The organism is Francisella adeliensis (assembly GCF_003290445.1).
Taxonomy (GTDB): domain Bacteria; phylum Pseudomonadota; class Gammaproteobacteria; order Francisellales; family Francisellaceae; genus Francisella; species Francisella adeliensis.
This window is the reverse complement of sequence record NZ_CP021781.1, coordinates 1,238,133-1,262,168: the sequence shown is the minus strand read 5'-3', so window position 1 is coordinate 1,262,168 and position 24,036 is coordinate 1,238,133. Positions and strand designations below refer to the sequence as shown.

Genomic DNA, 24,036 nt, shown 5'->3' with positions numbered 1-24,036 from the left:
TTGTTTTGTAATAGTATGATGGAATTTTAGAGACTATAATATCCGTATTGACTACGGCATTAAGAATTTTGAGTATGGATATTATTGAATCATGGAGTGAATTAGATTTTGAAACAACGCCATTCTTAAATAATGTGTATGAGATTAATCAAATTATAGAACCTCTTTCAAATCCATTTTGGACTTGATTGGTTTACCTACCATAAAACTTTTGCCGATGGTGGGCAAATAAGATTATGTAATAATCCTAAGTGGTATAAACATTACTTATCAAATAGATTATATTTAGAAAGTATTTTTGAACTAAGTGCTGATAAGTATCAATCTAGTTATTTTCTTTGGTCAACGATCGCTAGTCATGAACGCATCATCCAGGAGGCATCTAAATTTAGGGTTTATCAAGGCGTGACGATCGTCAACAAAATCGGAGATGACTGTGAATTTTATTTTTTAGGTATGAGTAGCTCTAATCAGCTTTTGTGTAGAAATCTTGTTTTGAATATTAACCAGTTACTAAAATTTATTCCATATTTTAATACTAAAGCAAAAGATATCATTCGAGCAGTTTCTATAAGTAAAACTATTTCTAATGATATGAGGCTGAATTCAACAAACTTTGGGTCTGTGTCGAATTTTAATAAGATAGACTATATTATAAAGACTGTTGATTTAATACTACTATTTTTTTTATAGCTTTTATAAAATATAGATATCGAAGATATTTATATTTTATTGATTATGGATTTTTTCTTTTTAGGTTTAGAAGACTCGTTAGGTAATGATAATAAATTTGTTAAGTTAAACAAATTGGTTGATTTTGAGGAATTCAGAAAAACGCTCAAAGGCATTTATACACAAGATATAACTAGACAAGGCAGACCTGCCTTTGATTGTATAATGATGTTCAAACTTTTATTATTAGGTCAATGGTACAGCCTAAGTGATAGAGAGCTAGCATCTAGCTTAAGGCTTCGAATCGACTTTATGTACTTTACAGGTTTTACACCAACATCTAATTTACCTGACTATAGTACTATTAATAAGTTTCGCAACTTATTAATAGAAAAGCATAAGTATAAAAAGCTATTTAAAGAGCTTAATAAGCAACTTGAATCATTGAGTTTATCTATAAACAGTGCTAAAGGAGCAATTATCGATGCTACTTTAGTTGAGTCTGCTGGCAGACCAGATAAATATATGGATAATCCGGTAGAGGATAGAAAAGAAGATGAAACTTCAAAACCAGATATTTCATATGGTAAAGATATTGATGCTAAGTGGATAAAGAAAGGTAAGAAAAGCCATTATGGGTATAAAGTATTTGCAAGTGTTGATGATGAGCATGGTTTTATACAAACAGTCCATACAGAATCAGCTGAAGTTTATGAAGCTCATAGATTAGAAACTATGTTGAATGATCTTAATTGTGAGTACTTATTGGCGGATAAGGCGTATGATACAGTTGCTAATAGAGTGTTGTTAAAAACTAAAAAGGTTAAAAATCGCATCTTACAAAAAGCAGTTAGAAATAAACCTCTAACAAAAAGGCAAAAAAGACGAAATATTCTTATATCTAAAACTAGATATAAAGTTGAAAGATGCTTTGGTACTATGAAAAGAAAATTCAAGTTTGATAGAGTTAGCTACTTTTCTACTATAAAAGTAAATGCTCAAGCTTTGCTAAAAGCTATGTGCTTTAATGCATTAAAAGCTGTCAATTTGATGGCTTAACTAGAATAAATGTATCTATATTAGCCAAAATGGCTAATATAGAGCACAAAATAGGAGAGTTACGGTCAAATTTCCCTAAAAATTTTCAACTTTAAGAAAAATGTGAAAAATCTTAGATTAACTCAACAGTCTTTTATAGATCTTTATGATATTAATATAACTAATCGTGAAAAAGATATTTCTTTGCAGCTCGCAAGTAATAAGACATCAAAACAAATAGCTTTATCATTAGGATTATCTTATAGAACAGTAGAACAGTACATCGATAATTTAAAAAATAAGTTTGGTGTTTTTAGTAAGCAAGATTTAGAAAGTAAATTACGAGAAATGTTCGCTTAAAGATTAATGTGATTTTAATTCTCTTAATCTTTCGTTGTGATTGAAAGTAGAAAATCTTCTTTTCTAAGATAAACACAAAAAACCTTCAAAAAGATGTAAAAAGTAGTTGCGTTTTGTAAATGTGATGTGTATTATATGTCTTCACCGGTTGGGAGTGATGCAACGGGAAGCGAGGCAGCGATTAGGTTTGCGGTCATCGAGATATTTAATAGATATATTATATACAAACACTTTGTTAATGAATTTGAGTGAACAGTAGTTAGAGTCAGAAATAGATTAAACTGAAGAGTTTGATCCTGGCTCAGATTGAACGCTGGTGGTATGCTTAACACATGCAAGTCGAACGGTAACAGAAAGAGCTTGCTCTTTGCTGACGAGTGGCGGACGGGTGAGTAACGCGTAGGAATCTACCTATCTGTGGGGGATACCGTTTGGAAACGAACGTTAATACCGCATAATATCTTCGGATTAAAAGTGGCGCTTGCGCTGCTGCGGATAGATGAGCCTGCGTTAGATTAGCTTGTTGGTGGGGTAAAGGCCTACCAAGGCTGCGATCTATAGCTGATTTGAGAGGATGATCAGCCACATTGGAACTGAGACACGGTCCAAACTCCTACGGGAGGCAGCAGTGGGGAATATTGGACAATGGGCGGAAGCCTGATCCAGCAATACCATGTGTGTGAAGAAGGCTCTAGGGTTGTAAAGCACTTTAGTCAGGGAGGAAGTTTATTTGGTTAATAGCTGAATAAATTGACGTTACCTGAAGAATAAGCACCGGCTAACTCCGTGCCAGCAGCCGCGGTAATACGGGGGGTGCAAGCGTTAATCGGAATTACTGGGCGTAAAGGGTCTGTAGGTGGTATAGTAAGTCAGATGTGAAAGCCCAGGGCTCAACCTTGGAACTGCATTTGATACTGCTAAACTAGAGTATAGTAGAGGAATGGGGAATTTCTGGTGTAGCGGTGAAATGCGTAGAGATCAGAAGGAACACCAATGGCGAAGGCAACATTCTGGACTAATACTGACACTGAGGGACGAAAGCGTGGGGATCAAACAGGATTAGATACCCTGGTAGTCCACGCTGTAAACGATGAGTACTAGCTGTTGGGTTCGGTGTAAAGGATCTAGTGGCGCAGCTAACGCGTTAAGTACTCCGCCTGGGGACTACGGCCGCAAGGCTAAAACTCAAAGGAATTGACGGGGACCCGCACAAGCGGTGGAGCATGTGGTTTAATTCGATGCAACGCGAAGAACCTTACCTGGTCTTGACATCCTGAGAACTTTCTAGAGATAGATTGGTGCCTTCGGGAACTCAGTGACAGGTGCTGCACGGCTGTCGTCAGCTCGTGTTGTGAAATGTTGGGTTAAGTCCCGCAACGAGCGCAACCCCTATTGATAGTTACCATCATTAAGTTGGGTACTCTATTGAGACTGCCGCTGACAAGGCGGAGGAAGGTGGGGACGACGTCAAGTCATCATGGCCCTTACGACCAGGGCTACACACGTGCTACAATGGATATTACAGAGGGCTGCGATACCGCGAGGTGGAGCGAAACTCAGAAAGGTATTCTTAGTCCGGATTGCAGTCTGCAACTCGACTGCATGAAGCAGGAATCGCTAGTAATCGCAGGTCAGAATACTGCGGTGAATACGTTCCCGGGTCTTGTACACACCGCCCGTCACACCATGGGAGTGGGTTGCTCCAGAAGTAGATAGCTTAACGAATGGGCGTTTACCACGGAGTGATTCATGACTGGGGTGAAGTCGTAACAAGGTAGCCGTAGGGGAACCTGCGGCTGGATCACCTCCTTAAAGGAAATACGAAAAATAGAAATAAACTTTAACTGTTGTTTCTCAAGTGATTTAACTTAGTGTTTGTAGATAATATATTTTAGTGTAAATAAATACGGGTCTGTAGCTCAGCTGGTTAGAGCGCACCCCTGATAAGGGTGAGGTCGGTAGTTCAAGTCTACTCAGACCCACCATTTTCTGAACATCGTAAGATGTTGGGAGTATAAAACATATTGGGGCCTTAGCTCAGCTGGGAGAGCACCTGCTTTGCACGCAGGGGGTCAGCGGTTCGATCCCGCTAGGCTCCACCAATATTTATTTGCATGAAGATAGAGATATTTAACAATTTAGTATAGAGATAGACTTAAGAAAATAAGTGCAAGTGGCGGATGCCTTGGCATTCAGAGGCGATGAAGGACGTGTTAATCTGCGATAAGCTTCGGTTAGGTGGTAAATGACCTATGATCCGGAGATTTCCGAATGGGGGAACCCAACCAGAGCAGTCTGGTTACCTACTCGACATAGAGTTAGGAGCGAACGAGGGGAACTGAAACATCTAAGTACCCTTAGGAAGAGAAATCAATTGAGATTCCCGTAGTAGTGGCGAGCGAAGTGGGAAGAGCCTGGTATGATATAGCTAGAATTATAGTAGAACAAGTTGGGAAGCTTGACGATAGAGGGTGATAGTCCCGTATACGAAATAATCTTAGTGGAACTAGACATACGAACAAGTAGGACGGGGCACGAGAAACCTTGTCTGAATATGGGGGGACCATCCTCCAAGGCTAAATACTACTGAATGACCGATAGTGAACTAGTACCGTGAGGGAAAGGTGAAAAGAACCCTTATAAAGGGAGTGAAATAGAATCTGAAACCACTTGCATACAAGCAGTAGGAGCATAATTTAGTTATGTGACTGCGTACCTTTTGTATAATGGGTCAGCGAGTTACTTTTAGTAGCAAGGATAACTGAATAAGGGATCCGTAGCGAAAGCGAGTCTTAATAGGGCGTATAGTTGCTAGGAGTAGACCCGAAACCGGCGCGATCTATCCATGACCAGGTTGAAGGTTAGGTAATACTAACTGGAGGACCGAACCCACTAATGTTGCAAAATTACGGGATGAGTTGTGGATCGGAGTGAAAGGCTAATCAAGCACGGAGATAGCTGGTTCTCCCCGAAAACTATTTAGGTAGTGCCTCGTGTATAACTGATTGGGGTAAAGCACTGTTTCGACTAGGGGGGTTTTACGACCTTACCGACTCGATGCAAACTCAGAATACGATCAAGTTCAATCACGGGAGACACACTGCGGGTGCTAAGGTCCGTAGTGGAGAGGGAAACAGCCCAGACCGCCAACTAAGGTCCCCAAGTCATAGCTAAGTGGGAAACGAAGTGGGAAGGCCCAGACAGCCAGGAGGTTGGCTTAGAAGCAGCCATCCTTTAAAGAAAGCGTAATAGCTCACTGGTCGAGTCGGCCCGCACGGAAGATTTAACGGGGCTAAGCTATGCACCGAAGTTGCGGATATAGATAATATATGGTAGGGGAGCGTTCTGTAAGCCGATGAAGGTGTGTTGAGAAGCATGCTGGAGGTATCAGAAGTGCGAATGCTGACATGAGTAACGTAAAATAAGTGAGATTCTTATTGGCCGAATACCCAAGGATTCCTACGCAATGTTAATCAACGTAGGGTAAGCCGGCACCTAAGGCGTAGCTGAAGAGTGAAGTCGATGGAAAACAGGTTAATATTCCTGTGCTGCTTATATGAATGATGGAGGGACGGAGAAGGCTAGGTAGGCCCGGCGAATGGTTGTCCGGGTGAAAGTAAGTAGGTAGATATGCTAGGTAAATCCGGTGTATTGTTGATCTGAGATACGAGACGAAGTCAAACTTGTTTGACGAAGCTATTGATGCCATGCTTCCAGGAAAATCTTCTAAGTATATTGTATAGGTAACCGTACTGTAAACCGACACTGGTGGGTAGGTAGAGAATACTAAGGCTATGAGACAACTCTGGTGAAGGAACTAGGCAAAATAACACCGTAACTTTGGAAGAAGGTGTGCCCATGTTATGTGAAGGGACTTGCTCCTGGAGCAGAGATGGGTTGCAATTATCAGGTGGCTGCGACTGTTTATCAAAAACACAGCACTCTGCGAAATCGTAAGATGAAGTATAGGGTGTGACGCCTGCCCGGTGCTGGAAGGTTAATTGAAGTGGTTAGCGCAAGCGAAGCTGTGGATCGAAGCCCCAGTAAACGGCGGCCGTAACTATAACGGTCCTAAGGTAGCGAAATTCCTTGTCGGGTAAGTTCCGACCTGCACGAATGGCGTAACGATGGCCACACTGTCTCCACCAGAGACTCAGTGAAATTGAAATCGCAGTGAAGATGCTGTGTACCCGCGGTTAGACGGAAAGACCCCGTGAACCTTTACTACAGCTTTGCACTGGACTTTGAATATTTATGTGTAGGATAGGTGGGAGACTATGAAGACAAGTCGCTAGATTTGTTGGAGTCGACCTTGAAATACCACCCTTGACTATTTGAAGTTCTAACTCAGGAGAAATTCGAGGACAGTGTATGGTGGGTAGTTTGACTGGGGCGGTCTCCTCCCAAAGAGTAACGGAGGAGTACGAAGGTGCACTCGGCATGGTCGGAAATCATGCCAAGAGTATAAAGGCAAAAGTGCGCTTGACTGCGAGAGTGACGGCTCGAGCAGGTACGAAAGTAGGTCTTAGTGATCCGGTGGTCCTGTATGGAAAGGCCATCGCTCAACGGATAAAAGGTACTCCGGGGATAACAGGCTGATTCCTCCCAAGAGTTCATATCGACGGAGGAGTTTGGCACCTCGATGTCGGCTCATCACATCCTGGGGCTGAAGCAGGTCCCAAGGGTATGGCTGTTCGCCATTTAAAGTGGTACGCGAGCTGGGTTCAGAACGTCGTGAGACAGTTCGGTCCCTATCTGCCGTGGGCGTTGGATATTTGAGAAGAGTTGCTCCTAGTACGAGAGGACCGGAGTGAACGAACCACTGGTGTTCCGGTTGTTTCGCCAGAAGCATTGCCGGGTAGCTACGTTCGGAAGGGATAACCGCTGAAAGCATCTAAGCGGGAAGCCTCCTTCAAGATTAGATATCCCAGGTCTTAGACCTGTAAGGAACGTTGGAGACTACGACGTTGATAGGCTGGGTGTGGAAGTACAGCAATGTATGAAGCTTACCAGTACTAATGATCCGAGAGACTTAAGTCTATTTCTATGCTGAATTGTTAAATATCTTTATTGATATGCAATTAAACAGTAAAATACAAAACCAAAACATTAGAGATTAAAGTTTTGGCGATGATAGCTTGTAGGTACCACCTGATCCCATTCCGAACTCAGAAGTGAAACTATAACACGCCGATGATAGTTTAGCATTCGCTAAGTGAAAGTAGGTAGTCGCCATTTTATTCTATAATAAAAGACTCAACAACAATGAGCACATATTAAAAGCCCCATTAGATAACCTCTAGTGGGGCTTTTTTTTGCCTTAAAATATACCGATTAAGATCGTTCGCTTAAATGATGAGCTGTCTTGGTTATTGGTATTGATTAGCTAATAACTATTAGTTATTGAGTTATTTGGTATATTTTGTTCCATTATAAGCAAAGAATCTTTATAATGAAAATCATCAGTAATTTAATAATGGAGTTATCATGCAGATATCAGCAATAAATATCAGTACTATTGCAGTTAATGATAATATAATTCAAAACAATGCTATTTCACAAATTACTTTTTCAAAAACTCAATTATCTCTCTCTTTACTCAAAAAAAGCTTGCTCAACCTCTAATTTGAGTGTCTGCTAAAAATACATATAAATACTTTAATCTAAATCTTTTTAAATAAGGTAAATAATGATAGATAAAATATGGAAAAATGGGGAGATCGTATCTTTTGATCAAGCAAAGATTGGTATAAATACACATGCCTTGCATTATGGTTCATCAGTTTTTGAAGGTATTCGAGCTTATAAGACAAATGATGGTATAGGAATCCTTAAGTTAAAAGAGCATATGCAAAGATTCATATACTCAATGGAATCTTTAGGGATGATTTGCGATTACTCTTTAGAAGAATTATGCCAAGCAGTTATTGACACTGTAAAAGCCAGTGGATTAGGATCATGTTATATACGACCTTTAGCTTATTATGCAGAAGGAAGTGTAAGTGTTTTACCAAAAGAAAATCATCCTGTAGTTATTACTATTTATTGTCTAGAAATGGGCAAATATTTGGCTGCTGATAAAGTAGACATTAAAATTAGTGAGTATATAAGGATACATCCAAAATCTACTGTTTGTGATGCAAAAATAGGTGGGCATTATGTTAATAGTATTTTAGCTTTAAGAGAAACTGTAGATACAGACTATCATGCAGCCTTATTATTAGATATAGATGGTAATATTGCTGAGGGAGCTGCTATGAATGCATTTTTTGTTAAAGATAAAGAGGTTGTTACAACACCACTAGGTACTATCTTAGATGGTATAACGAGAAGGCTTATTATGGTTATAGCAAAAGATTTAGGTTTTAAAGTAGCAGAGAGATACTTTAAAGTTGATGAATTAATGCAAGCGGATGAGGCGTTTTTTTGTGGAACAGCTGCTGAGGTTACTCCAATAGCAAGCATAGATGGTATCAAACTGAAGATATCTGATTATGAAATCACAAATAAAATCAAAATAGCTTATGAAAAACTTAAAAAAGGCGAACTTTATAAAGATGCCTTAACTTACATATAGGAGTAATTATTATGGCTGGAAAAAAAGTTTATATTTTTGATACTACTTTGAGAGATGGTCAGCAATCTCCAGGCGCAGGAATGTCTTTTGAAGATAATATTATCTATGCTGATTTAGCAGATAATTTAAAGATTGATGTTTTGGAAGCTGGGTTTCCATCGGCTAGCAAGACTGATTATGAAATAGTAAATACTATATCTAAACGAATGACAGAAAAAAAATCAGATATGATTGTTGCTGGATTGTGTCAGTTAAGAAAAAATCAAGTTGAAATAACCATGGATGCTTTACGACCATCATTAGAAGTTGGTAAAGCTAGAGTTCATATGTATTTACCAGTAGACCCTAATTTAGCTCAAGCAAGTTTAGGCAGTAAAAATGATAATGAACAAAATATTAAAAATGTTTATGAGTTAATAAAATTAGCTTTTGATGAAGGTTTTGAAGTTGAGTTTAGTGCTGAAGGGTATTCTAAATTAGGTGATGACTTTGATTATGTTACAGATATTTTTAGAGCAGCTGTTCGTGCTGGAGTTAAGGTGATTAACTGCCCTGATACCATTGGTGGAGCATGTGAGAGAGAAGGTAATGATTATTTTGTTACTAATATGACAAAGCATGCCAAAATTATTAAAGAAGAGTTTCCTGATAAAGAAATTATTTGGTCAGCACATTGTCATAATGATTTAGGTTTAGCATTAGAAAATTCTATGAATGCTGTCTTTGATGGACCTGCGACACAAATAGAAGGCTGTATTAATGGAGTTGGAGAGCGTGCGGGAAATGCATCTTTAGAGCAATGTGTAATGTTTTTGAACTTATTTGGTAAGCAAGATGAAGCTCATTTTTATAATGATATTAATATAGCAGGGTTTAAAGAAATTTCTGATTTCATTGATACAAGAATGCTTTCAAGACAACCACATTACCCAATAACAGGATTAAATTCTGCTAGACATACTTCTGGTGGGCATACTAATGCTATTTTAAATAATCCTCTAGCATATCAGCCATTCCATCCAGAATCAGTTGGTAATGAATTAAGTTTTGTCTTTGGTCCATTATCTGGAGGAAATCATGCTAAGAAAATCATTCAAGAAAATGGGTATATTTGCGAAGAGTATGAAAAGGCAAAGTTTGCTCAACAAATTAAAGATATTTATTATGAAAGAAGAAAAGGTATTACTGATGATGAGTTAATTGAAGCTTATAAGCAAATAAGATCGCCAATTTCTGTTTCAAGCATTGATTATGGTAAAGCTAATGGTGAAACATATATTAAACTTGAAGGTGATTTTTTTGGTAATATTGACTATAAAATTACAGATAAAGGTCAAAACTCAGCACTTTCAGCATTATTAAATGGTATTCAAGAAAATATTCCTGATATTAATATTGCGGATTATTATTCTCGTTCATTAAATGATGCTGGAATAAATTCAAAATCTGAAGCAACAATTATGATAAAAGCTGGAAGTGATGGCCCTGTTATTAAAGGCATAGCTATAGACCAAGATATTGAAATGTCTTCGTTAAAAGCATTAATAGTAGCGACAAATAAGTTATATGTAGAAATGAATTTTAGGAAATAATATGTCAAAAAATATAATAGATAAAATTTGGGATACTCATGTTGTAAAGAAAGTAAAAGATTTTCCAGATATTTTGTATATTGATAGGATGCTAATGCATGAGGTAACATCAGCGCAAGCTTTTGATAAGATTAAAGAACTAGGAATTAGTATAAATAATCCTCGCTCTATAATTGCTACTGTAGATCATAGTATATCTACATCGCCAATTAATCGAGTAGAGATGAAAGATGCTAAAGCTAAAGCTCAAGTAGAAAAATTGCGTAGTAATGTAAAAGAGTTTGGCATAGATTTTTATGATTTTGAAAGTCAACATCAAGGGATTGTTCATGTTATAGGACCTGAATTAGGTTTTACGCTACCAGGAAATACACTTGTATGTGGAGATTCGCATACATCGACTCATGGAGCTTTTGGAACTTTAGCTTTTGGAGTTGGTACATCTGAAGTAGGACATGTACTTGCGACAAATTGTATTTTACAGTATAGACCTAAAACTATGAAAGTAGAATTTGTTGGTAAACCTTCGAAATTTGCTACAGCTAAAGATATTGTTATGAAATTAATAGCAAATATTGGTATTGGTGGAGCTGGTGGTTATGTAATTGAATATACTGGTGATGTTATCAGTGACATGTCGATGGAAGAACGCATGACATTATGTAATATGTCTATAGAATGTGGTGCTAGAGCAGGGCTAGTTGCACCAGATCAAAAAACTTTTGATTATCTTAAAGGTAAAAAATACGCACCTAAAGATGAAGATTTCGCTATAGCAGTTGAAAAATGGAAAAGTTTTAGAAGTGATGAAAATGCTCATTATGATAAGACTATAAAAGTAGATGTTGAAAATCTTGAACCAATGGTTACATGGGGTATAAACCCTCAACATGCAATAAAAATATCTGAAAAAATACCTACACTTGAGAGTATTCCAACACATCAACAGAAATTAGCTCAGCAGGCATATAGTTATACAAAGTTTAGTGCAGATGAAGATATTTTTGGCAAAGATATTCAGTGGGCTTTTGTTGGGAGCTGTACTAATGGACGCATTGAAGATATGCGAGCTGTTGCAAAGGTTTTAGAAGGTGAAAAAGTTGCGGATAATGTTACTATGTATATTGTTCCAGGTTCGGAGCAGGTAAGAAATATAGCAATTTCAGAAGGCTTAGATAAAATCTTTGATTCTGCAGGTGCACAATTTAGAATGCCTGGTTGTTCAATGTGTTTGGCAATGAATGAAGATAAAGTTCCAGCTGGTGAAAGATGTATAAGTACTTCAAATAGAAACTTCATCGGTAGACAAGGTAAGGGCAGTATAACTCATTTAGCATCACCACAAACAGTAGCGGCAAGTGCTATTATGGGTAAAATATGTAGTGTCGATAAATTAAATAAGGAGCTATAATATGGAAGCTTTTAAAACAATAAAAAGTAATGCGATTCCATTATGGTTAAGCGATATTGATACAGATATGATTATCCCAGCAGAGTTTTTGACTCAAATAACTAAAAATGGTTATGGCGAAAGTTTATTTTTTCGTTTAAAAGAAAATGATAAGGATTTTATTTTCAATAATTCAGATTATAATAATGCACAGATTCTTATTGCTGGTGATAATTTCGGTTGTGGATCATCAAGAGAACATGCCGTATGGGCGATTCTTCAAGCAGGTATAAAAGTTGTTATAGCACCTTCATTCTCTGATATATTTTTTAATAATGCTGCGAAAAATGGTTTGCTTTTAATTGCATTAGGTAAAGATGTTGCTAAAAAAATGTGCGATAAAGCGGAGAATCCAAAACAAGAAATTAGTGTGAATTTAGATAAGCAAATAGTGACTATTGATGATAAAAGCTATAGCTTTGATTATGACCCTTTTCGTAAAAACTGCTTATTAAATGGTCTTGATGATATGACTTATTTGATTGAGCATTTAGATGTGATTAAAGAATTTGAGCAAGCAAGAGGTTAATATGAATAAAAATATAGCGATATTAGCTGGTGATGGAATTGGTCCCGAGGTAATGCAGTCAGCTTTACAAGTTTTAGATGTAATAGCTACTAAATATCAGCATGATTTTAATTATGTAGAAGCTTTAGTTGGTGGAGCTGCGTATGATAAGCATCAAAATCACTGTCCTGAAGAGACGATAGAAATATGCAAAAATTCAGATGCAATATTATTTGGTTCGGTTGGTGGTCCTGTTGAAGCACAAAGTCAACAAAAATGGCAAGGCTGTGAGGCAAACAGTATTTTAGCTTTGCGTAAACATTTTAATTTTAATGTCAATATTCGCCCAAGTCAGATTTTTTCATCTTTACAAGAATCATGTCCTTTGAAAAAAGAGCGTATAGCTAATGGTGCTGATATAGAGATATTTCGAGAGCTATCAAAAGATATATATTTTGGTGAACATAAAACTTTTACTGATGAAAATGGTGTTAGACATGCTACAGATATTGCTGAATACGATGAGATAACTATAAGAAATATTGTAGTAAAGGCATTTGAACGAGCTAGACAAAGATCAAAAAACTTAACTTCTGTAGATAAAGCCAATGTACTAGATACTTCAAGGTTATGGCGCAAGGTTGTAGAAGAAGTTGCAAAAGATTATCCAGATATAAATGTTAAACATATGTATGTTGATAATTGTGCAATGCAAATGGTATTAAACCCAGCGCAATTTGATGTGATTGTTACAGCTAATTTGTTCGGGGATATTATTTCGGATTTAGCATCTGTATTACCAGGATCAATTGGTTTAGTGCCTTCAATAAGCTTGAATAACGAAGGGTTTGGTCTTTATGAACCATCTGGTGGTTCTGCTTATGATATTAAGGATCAAGGTAAGGCAAACCCTATCGCTCAGATTCTTTCAGCAGCATTGATGCTTTCGTACTCCTTTGGCCTTGTTAAAGAGGCGGAAAATATTTCTAATGCAGTTGAGCAAACTTTAAATGATGGATATAGAACACAAGATATTTATTCATCAGGCACTACTTTAGTTTCAACTGAAGACTTTACACAACAGGTCATAAAAAGGTTGTAATTAGCTTATAACCAATAAATTATAAAACCTAATAACATTCTACTTATGAATAGTATAATAATTATGCTAGTATTTATTTACTGGTATTTATTTTCTTAAATTTTCATGAATCAAAAAAGCTCAAAAAAAGCTGCAGATGTTTATCAAACAAAAGAGCATAAAATATCATTAAAAGATGAGACATACCCCCACTACCATCTTCGAGCACCTTCTGGATGGGTTAATGACCCATGTGGTCTTTTTTATTTTAATTCATCATTTCATGTATTTATGCAGTCTAATCCTTGGAGTAAGAAGTGGGGTGATATGTCATGGTCACATATTGTAAGTGATCCAAACAATAAAGATAGCTTTAAATGGTTTTATCCTGTTGATGAGGATAGTAACTTCAAAACTACAGCTATAGTTCCATCTTTAGATGATAGAGCTGCTGACAGAAATGGGATATTTACAGGGTGTATCAAAAATATGCCTTATAAAGAAGATAATTCTATAAGCTACTATCCTACAGCTTTTTATTCTGCTGTATGGGGTAGTGGTGAAGCTACTCAAGAAACAGTGTGTATAGCAAGAGCTTTAGATGCAAACAGAGTAAGTGAAGATGGCAAAATAGTAGATCCATACCTTACAAATTGGACAAAGTATTCTCAAGATGAAAATGAAGATCTTCCAGAAGTTATTTTAAAACAACCAGAAGAGCTAAATCTAGTATCTTTTAGAGATCCATTTATTTTCAATTTACCAGATGATGATAATTTTTATATGCTTATGTCTGCAGGGAGAATAGATAAAGATAATAACCCTAAAGGTGTAGCATTATGTTTTAAAAATAGTGGTGATGATATAACAAAAAATTGGGTAAGAGCTAATACAGGAGATAACTTCTTCTTTGAGGGCGATGTTTGTGTAAAGGATGATGTCAGTAGAGGCGGTAATTTTGAGTGTGTGATTATGTATCGCTTAACAGATCATGTTGGTGCGATGAATGGTACTCCTTATATACTAATCTTTGCACAAGATGGAAGTGCTGAAGATAACTATGGTAGAAGTTTGTATTATGTACTGGGTGATATTGTTAAAACACAATCAAGCATACAATTTGAGCCATTAGATACTTTTAAAGATAATAATGGCAAGCCGATATATAAGCTTTTAGATTTGTCACCAGATTTTATTTATTACGCTGCGAATATAATGCCGATAGATTCAGAAAAAAGAAATATATTGATGGCGTGGTTAAATGTTGAATCAGCTAGTGTTGAGGGAGCTAATTGGACTGGCGCATTAGCAATACCTCGATTCTTGTTTGTATATAAAAATAATGGCAATAATTGGCTTTTAGGGCAAGAAGCATCGCTTATTGATGGGTTGAAAGATAAGCAAATAAGTACAGAAACGCATACTTATCAACAAAATCAAGAATATGCTATTGAAAATATAACAAATAGACAATATAACGCAAAAGTTTCTTTTGAATCAGAAAATCTCTACAAAAAAGAGTTTGGAATTAGAGTAACTGCTACAGATAATTATGATATGAATATAAGTATCAAAGATGGATATTTGAGTGTAGATAATCGTTATTCTTGCAAATTAGATATTGATGAAACTACCGATAAACTTTGCCTAGATGTATATTTAGATGGTTCATCACTTGAGATTTTCATAAGTAAGAATATCAATAATCAAGCTATGGTTGGCTTTGCTACTTATAGTGCCGAGCTAAAAACACTGGATAAAAAGTCACAAGAAGAAACTTTCGTTTATGCCGAAAAAGGTATGACTAGTGTCGTTAAGGTTTATAGTATGCAAAATTGTTGGGTATCAGCTCCTAAGGAATCATAATCATGACAACAGATATAATCAGCAAAAATAAAGTTAAATTAACAGCATTTCTTTGCTATATGGCAGCTATGTTTGGTGGAGCAGCGTATCCTATATGTGCTTTGTTATCGCCACAATTAGCAGAGAATTTTGGTGTTATGACATCACATATTGTATATATTGATACTCTTTCACTACTTGGTTTGATAATTGGTAATAGTTTAAGTGGTAAGGTTATTGCCAAAACTGGTGGTAAAAATACTCTTTTATTAGGCGCATTTATTTTTAGCTTATCTCAATTTGCTATAGCGTTTCAAGATAATATCTTTTTATACGCAGGGTTTGTTTTAACTACAGGTTTAGCGATGGGGCTTTTTGTGCCATCTGTGAGCTATCTAATTGTAGCGGCATTTACTCCAAGTAATAAAAGTGAAGCCAAACTAAGTGTACTAAATTTTTTCTTTGGTTTAGGTGGTTTTATAGGTCCAAGTTTAGCAGGTATTATAGCTAAAAATTATGGCTGGAGATGGTCTTTCTTTGCGGTGTTTTTTGCTCTTATGATTCTTGCGATTGCCGTTAAATTGATTAGTCTAAAAGAAGTGGTTGGGGTCGCAGAAACTAAAAAAGAAAAAACTGATGTAAAACCAGTTAAATCAATCAATTTAGGAGTAGTGCTTGTTGGTTTAGCTTTGATTGCGTATGTATATATTGAGTATATTATTACATACTGGTTTTCGCCGTATCTACAAACAGACCTTAATTTTGATGTTGAAACAGTGGGTTATATAATCGGAACATTCTGGTTATTTGTAGCTTTAGGTAGATTTTTCTTTGGTGAATTTGTGATACCTAAAACAAAAGATTATATATTTATAATCGCTGCATCTTTAAGTATCGGGGTGTTATTGCTAATGTTTATCTTCCTAACAAGTCAATCGGTTATATTTGTAACGGTAGCATTACTTGGTTTAGCTTGTGCTAGTATATTCCCGGTTTTATTAGGGTTTGGTATGAAACAAAATACTATAGTTTCACCAATTACTATGGCATTTTTAGTTTGCTCTGGCTCTGTTGGTGGGGCTATATCTCTACTATCTTCAGCAACTATTGGTTCACTCTTACCAAAAGTAGCAGCTATATATATGGGTCCAGTATTGTGTATAGTGATTATAGTGATAGTTTTATATGCTAAGAGATATTCTGAGAAAAAATTAAGCTAATTTATCTTTTTTATTCTGTAAATAGTCTAATGCTTTTATAGCATCGTTATAATCATCTGTTTTTTGAATGTAAGAGTTATGTTTTCCATTATCATTAATCTTTCCTAGTAGACGCTTCTGTGCTTTAAGTGCAAAATCAACAGAATATAAATATTCATCATTTATTTTTTCTTTAATATTTAGGGGAAGTTGATCCACTTCATCTAATAGAGGTTTCAATGCATTGAAATATGACCATAAAACATTGACACCTTCAAATCCAATGCCAATAGAGTTGCAAGTATCCATATTACAAACTGTAATAAGAGATGATTTATAGAAAGCTATTACACTATTATCTATATGCTTTGATATCGCTTTAATCTCTTTAACTTTCTTTTTTATTGTAAGTTTACCAAGGGTAATATCAGTAATAGTATCAAAATTATATATGAGTAGTATTGCTATTGATACTATAAGAAAGCCAATGAAATAATTATACCCCTTAGGATTAAGAGAAATTTGAAAAATGAAAGCTAAGCTACAAAAGATAATAACTGTAAGCTTTCTCATTTTTTACACATTAAACCTAAAGTTTACAACATCACCATCTTTCATGATGTACTCTTTACCTTCTAGGCGAGCTTTACCAGCTTCTTTAGCACCTTTTTCACCTTTGTACTGGATATAGTCATTAAAAGCTATAATCTCAGCACGGATAAAGCCTCGCTCAAAATCAGTATGAATTACACCAGCAGCCTGAGGGGCAGTAGCACCTACAGGTATAGTCCAAGCACGAACTTCTTTTACACCAGCTGTTAGGTATGTCTGTAGATTAAGTAGAGAGTAACCTGCCTTGATAACTCTATCAAGACCTGTTTCAGTAAGACCCATATCTGCTAAAAACTCTAGCTTTTCTTCTTTATCAAGCTCAGAGATTTCCTGTTCCATAGATGCACAAACAGGAACTACATTAGCACCATCATTTTTAGCATAATCATTTACTAAATCTAATAAAGGATTATCTTCAAAACCATCATCATTTACATTTGCAATATAAAGTACAGGTTTGCTAGTTAGTAGAGGAGTTTGTTTTAACCATATAGTTTGGTCATCAGTCATTTCAAAGGTTCTAGCTGGTTTTTCTGATTCTAAATGTTCTTTCAACTTAGCGTAAAAATCACCTTTAGCTAAGGCTTCTTTATCTCCAGATTTTTTCATTTTAGCAAATCTTTGAATAGCTTTATCACAAGACTCTATATCTGCAAGTATCAGCTCCATATTGATAGTATTGATATCATCAATAGGATCAACCTTGTTGTTCACATGAATTACATTATCATCCTCAAAGCAACGCACTACATGAGCAATAGCGTCAGTTTCACGGATATTTGCTAGAAATTTGTTACCTAAGCCTTCACCTTTGCTTGCTCCAGCTACTAATCCTGCAATATCTACAAACTCCATAGTTGTAGTAAGGATCTTTTGTGGGTTGACAATTTCAGCTAGAGCATCAAGTCTTTGATCTGGTACATTTACTATACCAACATTTGGTTCAATAGTACAAAAAGGGTAGTTTTCAGCCTGAATACCTGCTTCAGTAAGAGCATTAAAAAGAGTTGATTTACCTACATTTGGTAAGCCTACGATACCGCATTTAAATCCCATGATTATAATTCCTTTGTTATTCTTATTTATTTTAAAAATGGATACCACTACCAAGTAGCAGTATGACAGTGTGTATTATTTTGTATGTAGCCTTTGCATTGCAGGCTCTAATTTGCCATTTATTATATCATCTATTGAACTTATAGCATTATCTATAGAGTCATCAATTAGTTTTTTTTGAGCAATAGATGGGTTTGATAATACATAGCTGGCAACTTTTGATTTATGCCCTGGATGGTCTATACCTATTCTAAGGCGTAAATAATCATTTGTACCAAGGTGCTGGTGTATACTTCTAAGACCATTATGTCCACCGTGTCCACCACCTTGTTTTAGTCTTACTTGCCCGTTACCTATATCAAGCTCATCATGAACTACAAGTATCTCACTAGGATTTATTTTGTAGAAGTTTGCAACCTTGCTTACAGCTAAGCCACTATTGTTCATAAAAGTAGTTGGAAATACTAAAATCACATTTCTATAAGCTATATTAACCCTAGCAATATGACAATTGAGTTTTGAGTTTGTGCTAAAAGATTCACCTTGTTCTTTAGCTATTTTAGCTATCAGCCATTCACCGACATTATGACGAGTATTTTCATACTCTTTACCAATATTGCCTAAGCCGATTATCATTTTTATCTTGTTCATTTTTTAGAATTTTCTGTTTTAAGTTTTTTCAAAACTAGTTGAGATACTTCTTTTATTATTTTCTCATTAGGTTTAGCATTTTTTTCTGTTTGAGTGTAGAAAACTGACATAGCTATTGCTCGACTATTATTCGGCCATATTATGGCAACATCATTTGTTGTACCATATTCACAAGTTCCAGTTTTATCACCAACTAGCCAATTACTAGGAGCACCAGCAGTAATACGGTTTTTACCAGTATCATTATCTTTTAGCCACTTTTTAAATAATAAACGATGTTTCTTATCTAAAATATCATTAGAAAAAGCTAATTTATTTATATCCCTAGTCATTATTTTAGGCGTAGTTTTATTAATATTCGTCCGTAAGTTGACATCGTTTATTTCAGGCTCTTTATCTGCAATTTTAGTAGCATGATCGCCTAAGGATAAATTAAATTCACTAAGTTTTTCTAACCCCCCCAATTTTTCAACCAAAAGATTTGTAGCAGTATTATCGCTTAGAATGCTGGCGTGACAAAGTTCTGCAACAGTCATTTTTTTATTAAGATGCTTATTAGTGATGGGAGAGTATCCCGCTATTGAATTAGGAGATATTTTAATCTTCTCATTAAGCAAATTTTTATCGGTCATATTTTGCTTTAAAATTGCACCAACTACTAAAATCTTATAAGTACTACAAACAGGGAAGTAGAAACTAGATTGAAAGGAGAAGTTCTTCCAGTTATTACGGTTAATTGTATAAACCCCAATTTTACCGCCATGTTTAACTTCGATTTTCTTTATGTCTTTAGCTAGTTTTATGTCATCTGTTGATAATGCAAATGTTGATGTTGTGACTATACATAAAAGTAGAGAGAAAAAGGTTTTCATAGATTAAAATTTGTCTGATGTTAATAATAAGAATTCATTGATTTTTTTGACATTTGATTTTTCAGCACTTGCGGCATCAATTAAAGGTAGTTTATCTCCACCAGAAATTTTTAAAGCATCTTGAGGAGTTTTATAAACAATAGTCGGAAAACCTTGGATATTTTTAGAAAGATTCATGTTGTTTAAAGCTTTATCATTTTCTTCGGTATTATTCTCATCATATTTATTAGTATCATGGTAACTGATGAAAGCTTTAAGAGGGTCTTTTGAATTGAAAAAGCTATTTACAATTTTAGGACTGTTATGTAATGCTCCAACAGGTAACCAGCGAACAGCAAGAAGACCTTCTTTAATAGCTGGTTGACTCGCAGTAAATAGATATGAGCAGTAGCTACAGCTTGGGTCTATGATTGCATAAAACTTATGAGGAGCATCATTTGAACCTTGTTGAATATAAGAGCCAAACTTTTGGATATCTAAATACAGCTCATTTGCTTCCTCATCAGATGTGAAGTAGTTGGTGTAGATCTGGTTTAGACTTGTAAGCTTATTTTGGTTTCTGTCCCAGGCAAGAAGTTCACCATTTACTAATACACTTCCATCTTTGCTTGTGAAAGTTACAGTTCTTTTTTTAATATCGCCTTTATCTTCTAGAACATAGCCTTCTAGGCTTATCCCTGTATCAAAACTTTTTATTACTTTATATTGAGGAAATGCTTGCTCAACAAGCTTTAATCCTTGAGAGTATGATTGTGGGTTACTTAGCTTCGAGGTGGTAAATATATAAGTAAGCAATAACAGCACAGCCATAAATAAAATTAAAATAGTGAAGTTTTTCTTTTGCATTTGAATAGAAATATTTAATTAATCAACATTATATGATTATACCATATATATAGACTATCTTGAGTTAGTAAGTAGAAAATAGTAGCTAGTATGATTGATGGGCCAAAAGCAATAGTATTTGTACGTTTAGAACATAGATTTATAATTATAGCCATAAAAATACCTATGATACAGCTAGCAAGGATTGTGTATAATAACATTTGATAGCCAAACCAAGCACCTATTGCTGCTAATAGTTTAAAGTCGCCATAACCAAAGCCTTCTTTGCCTGTAAGAACTTTATATATCCAAAATATACTCCAAAGAGATAGGTAGCCTAGAATTGCACCCCAGATGGAACTATCTAATGTTATAAATACACCATAGTAATTGATAACAATACCAAGCCAAACTAAAGGTAAAGTAAGATTATCAGGTAATATTTGGTATTCTAAGTCTATGAAAAATAGAGGAATGAAAACCGTAGCTAAAATAAGCATGGCTAGGCACTGTACGGTAGCGCCGTATTTAATAAAAACAGCTACAAAGATAACAGCAGTTATAAACTCAATTATAGGATATTGAGGTGATATTTTACATTTGCAAAAATAACACTTGCCTCTTAGCATAAACCATCCAAAAATAGGGATATTATGACGATACTTAAGCTTATTATTACACTTAGGACATTTCGATGGTTTTAAAATACTATAAACTTCATTTGAGTTTGCAGTTTTTTCATCAATCGGTAGATCTAAAATTTCTCTAGCTAAATTTTTTTCTTCATTGAAAATATTTTTAGGGATTCTATATATCAGAACATTAAGGAAGCTACCTATTGCAGCACCAAATATGAATATATATGCACATACTATAAAAAAGTCATAATGGATCATAGAGCTATATTACTTAGATGAGCTAATGATAGGGTTGGCAGAAGCTTTAAGTTTGTTTAAACCATCAATAGCAGCGATACGATAAGCCTCAGCCATAGTAGGGTAGTTAAACGTAGTATTTAAAAAGTATCTAATAGTATTATGTTTACCTGGCATAGACTTAATAGCCTGTCCAATGTGAATAATCTCAGAAACACGATGACCAAAACAGTGAATACCTAATATTTCAAAGGTTTTTTTATGAAAAAGAATTTTTAGCATACCAGTTTCACTATAAGAAATCTGTGCACGAGCTAGATCTTTGAAATATGCTCTGCCTGATTCATAAGGGATATTCTCGGCTGTTAACTCTTCTTCTGTTTTACCAATACAGCTAATTTCAGGTCTTGTATAAATACCTGTTGGAATATCTTCAACTAGTTTATCATTACAAGAACCATCAATAATATGAGTTGCAGCAAATCGACCTTGGTTAAAAGCAGATGAAGCTAAAGAAGGAAAGCCAATCACATCACCTACAGCATAGATATTATCTTGTGTAGTTTGATAGTTTTCATTTACGTTTATTAACCCTCTAGTTTTATTATAATCGATGCCAATTTCATCTAGGTTTAATCCTTCTGTTTTACCAGCTCTACCTAGTGCAAATAATACATAATCTGACTCAATAACTCTACCGGATTCAAGAGATGTAATAACCTTGTCACCAACTGCTTTTATGCTGGTATAAGTTTCATTGTGCATTAGGTTTATTTTTTGGTTAACTGTAAAGTGATGTGTCAAAGTTTCAATGATTTCATTATCCAGGAAAGACATCAATTTATCACGAGTATTAATCAGATTTACTTGAATATCTAGTGTTCCTAGTATTGAAGCATATTCACTTCCAATAACACCAGCACCATATATAGTTATAGATTTTATTTGTTTATCTTTTAAGCAAAGTAACTTGTCACTATCTAAAATTCTTGGGTGTGTGAAGTCTATATCTTTCGGTTGGAAAGGACCAGAACCAGTACATAAAATAAATTTGTCACCTGTAATGATTTCACTTGAACCATTTTTACGAGATATCTTTATTTTGTGATTATCCATGAAGCTTGCAAAACCATAAAACACATCAATTTCATTGTCGGCAAATCTATTTTTCTTAATCTCAGTTTGCTTTAAGACAATCTCATAGGCAGTATCTAGCATTTCCGGAAAATCGTAGGTTTTACTGTTATATTTGATTTCACGAGAAAGCTGTCTTAGAGTTTTACTAGGAATCGTACCCCAATAGTTACAAGCACCACCAAGAGCATCGTCTTCAATAATAGCAACATTTAAGCCATTTCTAGTAGCTTTCATTGCAGCACCTTCCCCACCAGGACCACTACCAATAATAATTAAATCATAGTTGTATTTCACAAGTTTCTCCATGTTCTAAAATTTTAAAAATCTTTATAGCAAAAGATGATAACATACTCAATGTATATATTAATAATTTTTGTTTAAAATACTAAGATTCTATAAGCAGTTCAGCAATTTTTTTAGTCGGTGAAACAATCTGATCAACGCCAAGGTTGTTGGCTATATTAATACTTTCATCTTTATCTAGTTTTATGGATATTCTAGGTGTTTTATCAGAGCCTTTAAGTACTTCCTTTATAGCCAATAAAGTCAAGATATTATCCGAGTCTTTCTCATTAAGAATAAATATAGCTTTAGCCTTTGTGATATTTGATTTTTTTAGAGCATCATAGTCGTGAGATTCAGCATCAATAAAATGCTTTTCTTGTTCTTCGTCCATATTTATAAATCGCTGCTGGTAATTTTTTTCAATTATTACTAGATCATTTACTTGTGAATCAAAATAATCTTTAATTAGACATTTTGTGATTTCAGTATATCCACAAATGATTAGATGATTATTCATAAGAGAAGCTCCTTGTTGAAATTTAAATTTATCGGTAATTTTATTGATTATGCTACCAGCTAATAAAGTTACTACGCTGGCAAAAACACCAATCCCAATTACCATAACTGATACAGTAAATATTTTAGCTTCATTTGTAATAGGATGAATATCGCCATAACCAACAGTACTAAATGTTACTAATGTGAAATAAACAGCATCAGTAAAGTTATCGATACCTTCAAATTGATCTTTTAACCCATAAACACCAAGGACACTATACGCAATTGCTAAAAAAAATGTCAGAGATATTATGAATTGTTGGAATGTGAATTTTCGTGTGGTTGTTTCATTAAATTGTTTTTTAAACACTAATAAAAGAATTATTTCAACAGCATGTAAAGAGAAAGTTATATCGTAAGAGAAGTGAGTGTCTTGGATATAATCACCTAACATCGAAAGAGCTATGAATATAACAGCTAAACGCCAATATGCTCTTTTGCGTTGGAATACTCCTTTTGCAATAAGTATCATTAGGTAGCCAAGAATTATAGGCATAGCTACACCAATACCAACATTAAACTCCATGCCAAGATCATAAAGATCAGATGTTAGGTGAGAGTGAAGATCAACTGAAAAAATTCTATTAATAACAGGTATCGCAGTAGCAAGGATTGTTACAATACCATTTATAGCAATAGATAGAGAAACCAGTATAGGAGCATATTTAGAGTACTTGTTATTTATTAGATTAATCATACAAGTTACTTATAAAGTAGTAAAAGCTACAGAAGATTATAAAATATAGGTTTATCAAAGTATAGCTATAACTGACCTTGTATACTAAGTTATATGGTAAAGCTGGTATATAAGGAGTGATTTTTGACAATTAGATAGTTAAATTG

17 protein-coding genes, 2 tRNA genes and 3 rRNA genes are annotated in these 24,036 nt (G+C 35.0%); 14 read left to right on the top strand and 8 right to left on the bottom strand.

Going from position 1 to position 24,036, the window contains the following annotated elements; translation table 11 throughout:
* The first annotated feature begins 738 nt into the window (after positions 1-738).
* The 14 genes from CDH04_RS06105 (at position 739) to CDH04_RS06040 (ending at position 16,343) form a co-directional block, all read left to right on the top strand.
* Positions 739-1,731 (top strand): IS5 family transposase, encoded by a 993-nt coding sequence (locus CDH04_RS06105; protein WP_112870184.1) that lies wholly within the window; start codon positions 739-741, stop codon positions 1,729-1,731.
* Positions 1,732-1,833: 102 nt separating this feature from the next.
* On the top strand, positions 1,834-2,070 hold the full coding sequence (locus CDH04_RS06100) for a helix-turn-helix transcriptional regulator (protein WP_162699208.1): 237 nt from the start codon (positions 1,834-1,836) through the stop codon (positions 2,068-2,070).
* A gap of 278 nt (positions 2,071-2,348) precedes the next feature.
* Positions 2,349-3,882 (top strand): 16S ribosomal RNA (locus CDH04_RS06095).
* Positions 3,883-3,978: 96 nt separating this feature from the next.
* A tRNA-Ile gene (locus tag CDH04_RS06090) sits at positions 3,979-4,055 on the top strand.
* Between the two features lie 41 nt (positions 4,056-4,096).
* Positions 4,097-4,172: transfer RNA gene (locus CDH04_RS06085), tRNA-Ala, on the top strand.
* Between the two features lie 51 nt (positions 4,173-4,223).
* A 23S ribosomal RNA gene (locus tag CDH04_RS06080) occupies positions 4,224-7,110 on the top strand.
* Between the two features lie 83 nt (positions 7,111-7,193).
* A 5S ribosomal RNA gene (gene rrf, locus CDH04_RS06075) occupies positions 7,194-7,308 on the top strand.
* The 16S, 23S and 5S rRNA genes sit together here with 2 tRNA genes alongside, the layout of an rRNA operon.
* 451 nt (positions 7,309-7,759) lie before the next feature.
* Positions 7,760-8,647, top strand: coding sequence for a branched-chain amino acid transaminase (locus CDH04_RS06070; RefSeq protein WP_112870182.1), 888 nt, complete (start codon positions 7,760-7,762; stop codon positions 8,645-8,647).
* Between the two features lie 11 nt (positions 8,648-8,658).
* Positions 8,659-10,239, top strand: coding sequence for a homocitrate synthase/isopropylmalate synthase family protein (locus tag CDH04_RS06065; RefSeq protein WP_112870181.1), 1,581 nt, complete (start codon positions 8,659-8,661; stop codon positions 10,237-10,239).
* Between the two features lies 1 nt (position 10,240).
* Positions 10,241-11,650 (top strand): 3-isopropylmalate dehydratase large subunit, encoded by a 1,410-nt coding sequence (gene leuC, locus CDH04_RS06060; protein WP_112870180.1) that lies wholly within the window; start codon positions 10,241-10,243, stop codon positions 11,648-11,650.
* 1 nt (position 11,651) lies between these two features.
* The gene (leuD, locus tag CDH04_RS06055) at positions 11,652-12,218 is read left to right on the top strand and encodes a 3-isopropylmalate dehydratase small subunit (RefSeq protein ID WP_112870179.1); all 567 of its coding nucleotides are present in this window, start codon (positions 11,652-11,654) and stop codon (positions 12,216-12,218) included.
* A 1-nt stretch (position 12,219) separates the two neighbouring features.
* Entirely contained in the window at positions 12,220-13,299 is a 1,080-nt protein-coding gene (gene leuB / locus CDH04_RS06050; protein ID WP_112870178.1) for a 3-isopropylmalate dehydrogenase, read from the top strand.
* A 105-nt stretch (positions 13,300-13,404) separates the two neighbouring features.
* Entirely contained in the window at positions 13,405-15,144 is a 1,740-nt protein-coding gene (locus CDH04_RS06045; protein WP_112870177.1) for a GH32 C-terminal domain-containing protein, read from the top strand.
* A 2-nt stretch (positions 15,145-15,146) separates the two neighbouring features.
* Positions 15,147-16,343 carry an MFS transporter gene (locus tag CDH04_RS06040; protein WP_112870176.1) on the top strand — a complete coding sequence of 399 codons (1,197 nt, stop codon included), beginning with the start codon at positions 15,147-15,149 and terminating at the stop codon, positions 16,341-16,343.
* On the opposite strand, the gene CDH04_RS06035 is transcribed toward CDH04_RS06040, so the two are convergent.
* From CDH04_RS06035 to CDH04_RS06000, 8 genes are all read right to left on the bottom strand, one after another.
* Positions 16,335-16,895 (bottom strand): hypothetical protein, encoded by a 561-nt coding sequence (locus CDH04_RS06035; RefSeq protein WP_112870175.1) that lies wholly within the window; start codon positions 16,893-16,895, stop codon positions 16,335-16,337. The two genes, CDH04_RS06040 and CDH04_RS06035, sit on opposite strands and share 9 nt — an antisense overlap.
* Positions 16,896-16,898: 3 nt before the next feature.
* Positions 16,899-17,990, bottom strand: a complete 1,092-nt coding sequence (gene ychF, locus CDH04_RS06030) for a redox-regulated ATPase YchF (RefSeq protein WP_112870174.1) — start codon at positions 17,988-17,990, stop codon at positions 16,899-16,901.
* A 75-nt stretch (positions 17,991-18,065) separates the two neighbouring features.
* The gene (gene pth, locus CDH04_RS06025) at positions 18,066-18,641 is read right to left on the bottom strand and encodes an aminoacyl-tRNA hydrolase (RefSeq protein ID WP_112870173.1); all 576 of its coding nucleotides are present in this window, start codon (positions 18,639-18,641) and stop codon (positions 18,066-18,068) included.
* Positions 18,638-19,513, bottom strand: a complete 876-nt coding sequence (bla, locus tag CDH04_RS06020) for a class A beta-lactamase (RefSeq protein ID WP_112870172.1) — start codon at positions 19,511-19,513, stop codon at positions 18,638-18,640. The genes pth and bla overlap by 4 nt, the downstream gene beginning before the upstream one ends.
* A gap of 3 nt (positions 19,514-19,516) precedes the next feature.
* The gene (locus CDH04_RS06015) at positions 19,517-20,359 is read right to left on the bottom strand and encodes a thioredoxin domain-containing protein (protein WP_112870171.1); all 843 of its coding nucleotides are present in this window, start codon (positions 20,357-20,359) and stop codon (positions 19,517-19,519) included.
* Positions 20,360-20,373: 14 nt separating this feature from the next.
* Entirely contained in the window at positions 20,374-21,231 is an 858-nt protein-coding gene (locus CDH04_RS06010; RefSeq protein ID WP_112870912.1) for a prepilin peptidase, read from the bottom strand.
* Between the two features lie 12 nt (positions 21,232-21,243).
* Positions 21,244-22,644 (bottom strand): Si-specific NAD(P)(+) transhydrogenase, encoded by a 1,401-nt coding sequence (sthA, locus tag CDH04_RS06005; protein WP_162699207.1) that lies wholly within the window; start codon positions 22,642-22,644, stop codon positions 21,244-21,246.
* A gap of 91 nt (positions 22,645-22,735) precedes the next feature.
* A complete protein-coding gene (locus tag CDH04_RS06000; RefSeq protein WP_112870169.1) occupies positions 22,736-23,890 on the bottom strand; it encodes an ion channel in 1,155 nt (384 codons plus the stop codon).
* Positions 23,891-24,036 lie beyond the last annotated feature (146 nt).

Coding starts and splice junctions, on each gene's coding strand:
- CDH04_RS06015 (WP_112870171.1), bottom strand. CDS start 20,359: ATGCAAAAGAAAAACTTCACTATTTTAATTTTATTTATGGCTGTGCTG.
- CDH04_RS06045 (WP_112870177.1), top strand. CDS start 13,405: ATGAATCAAAAAAGCTCAAAAAAAGCTGCAGATGTTTATCAAACAAAA.
- CDH04_RS06065 (WP_112870181.1), top strand. CDS start 8,659: ATGGCTGGAAAAAAAGTTTATATTTTTGATACTACTTTGAGAGATGGT.
- CDH04_RS06105 (WP_112870184.1), top strand. CDS start 739: ATGGATTTTTTCTTTTTAGGTTTAGAAGACTCGTTAGGTAATGATAAT.
- leuB (WP_112870178.1), top strand. CDS start 12,220: ATGAATAAAAATATAGCGATATTAGCTGGTGATGGAATTGGTCCCGAG.
- leuC (WP_112870180.1), top strand. CDS start 10,241: ATGTCAAAAAATATAATAGATAAAATTTGGGATACTCATGTTGTAAAG.
- bla (WP_112870172.1), bottom strand. CDS start 19,513: ATGAAAACCTTTTTCTCTCTACTTTTATGTATAGTCACAACATCAACA.
- ychF (WP_112870174.1), bottom strand. CDS start 17,990: ATGGGATTTAAATGCGGTATCGTAGGCTTACCAAATGTAGGTAAATCA.
- CDH04_RS06000 (WP_112870169.1), bottom strand. CDS start 23,890: ATGATTAATCTAATAAATAACAAGTACTCTAAATATGCTCCTATACTG.
- CDH04_RS06040 (WP_112870176.1), top strand. CDS start 15,147: ATGACAACAGATATAATCAGCAAAAATAAAGTTAAATTAACAGCATTT.
- leuD (WP_112870179.1), top strand. CDS start 11,652: ATGGAAGCTTTTAAAACAATAAAAAGTAATGCGATTCCATTATGGTTA.
- pth (WP_112870173.1), bottom strand. CDS start 18,641: ATGAACAAGATAAAAATGATAATCGGCTTAGGCAATATTGGTAAAGAG.
- CDH04_RS06070 (WP_112870182.1), top strand. CDS start 7,760: ATGATAGATAAAATATGGAAAAATGGGGAGATCGTATCTTTTGATCAA.
- CDH04_RS06035 (WP_112870175.1), bottom strand. CDS start 16,895: ATGAGAAAGCTTACAGTTATTATCTTTTGTAGCTTAGCTTTCATTTTT.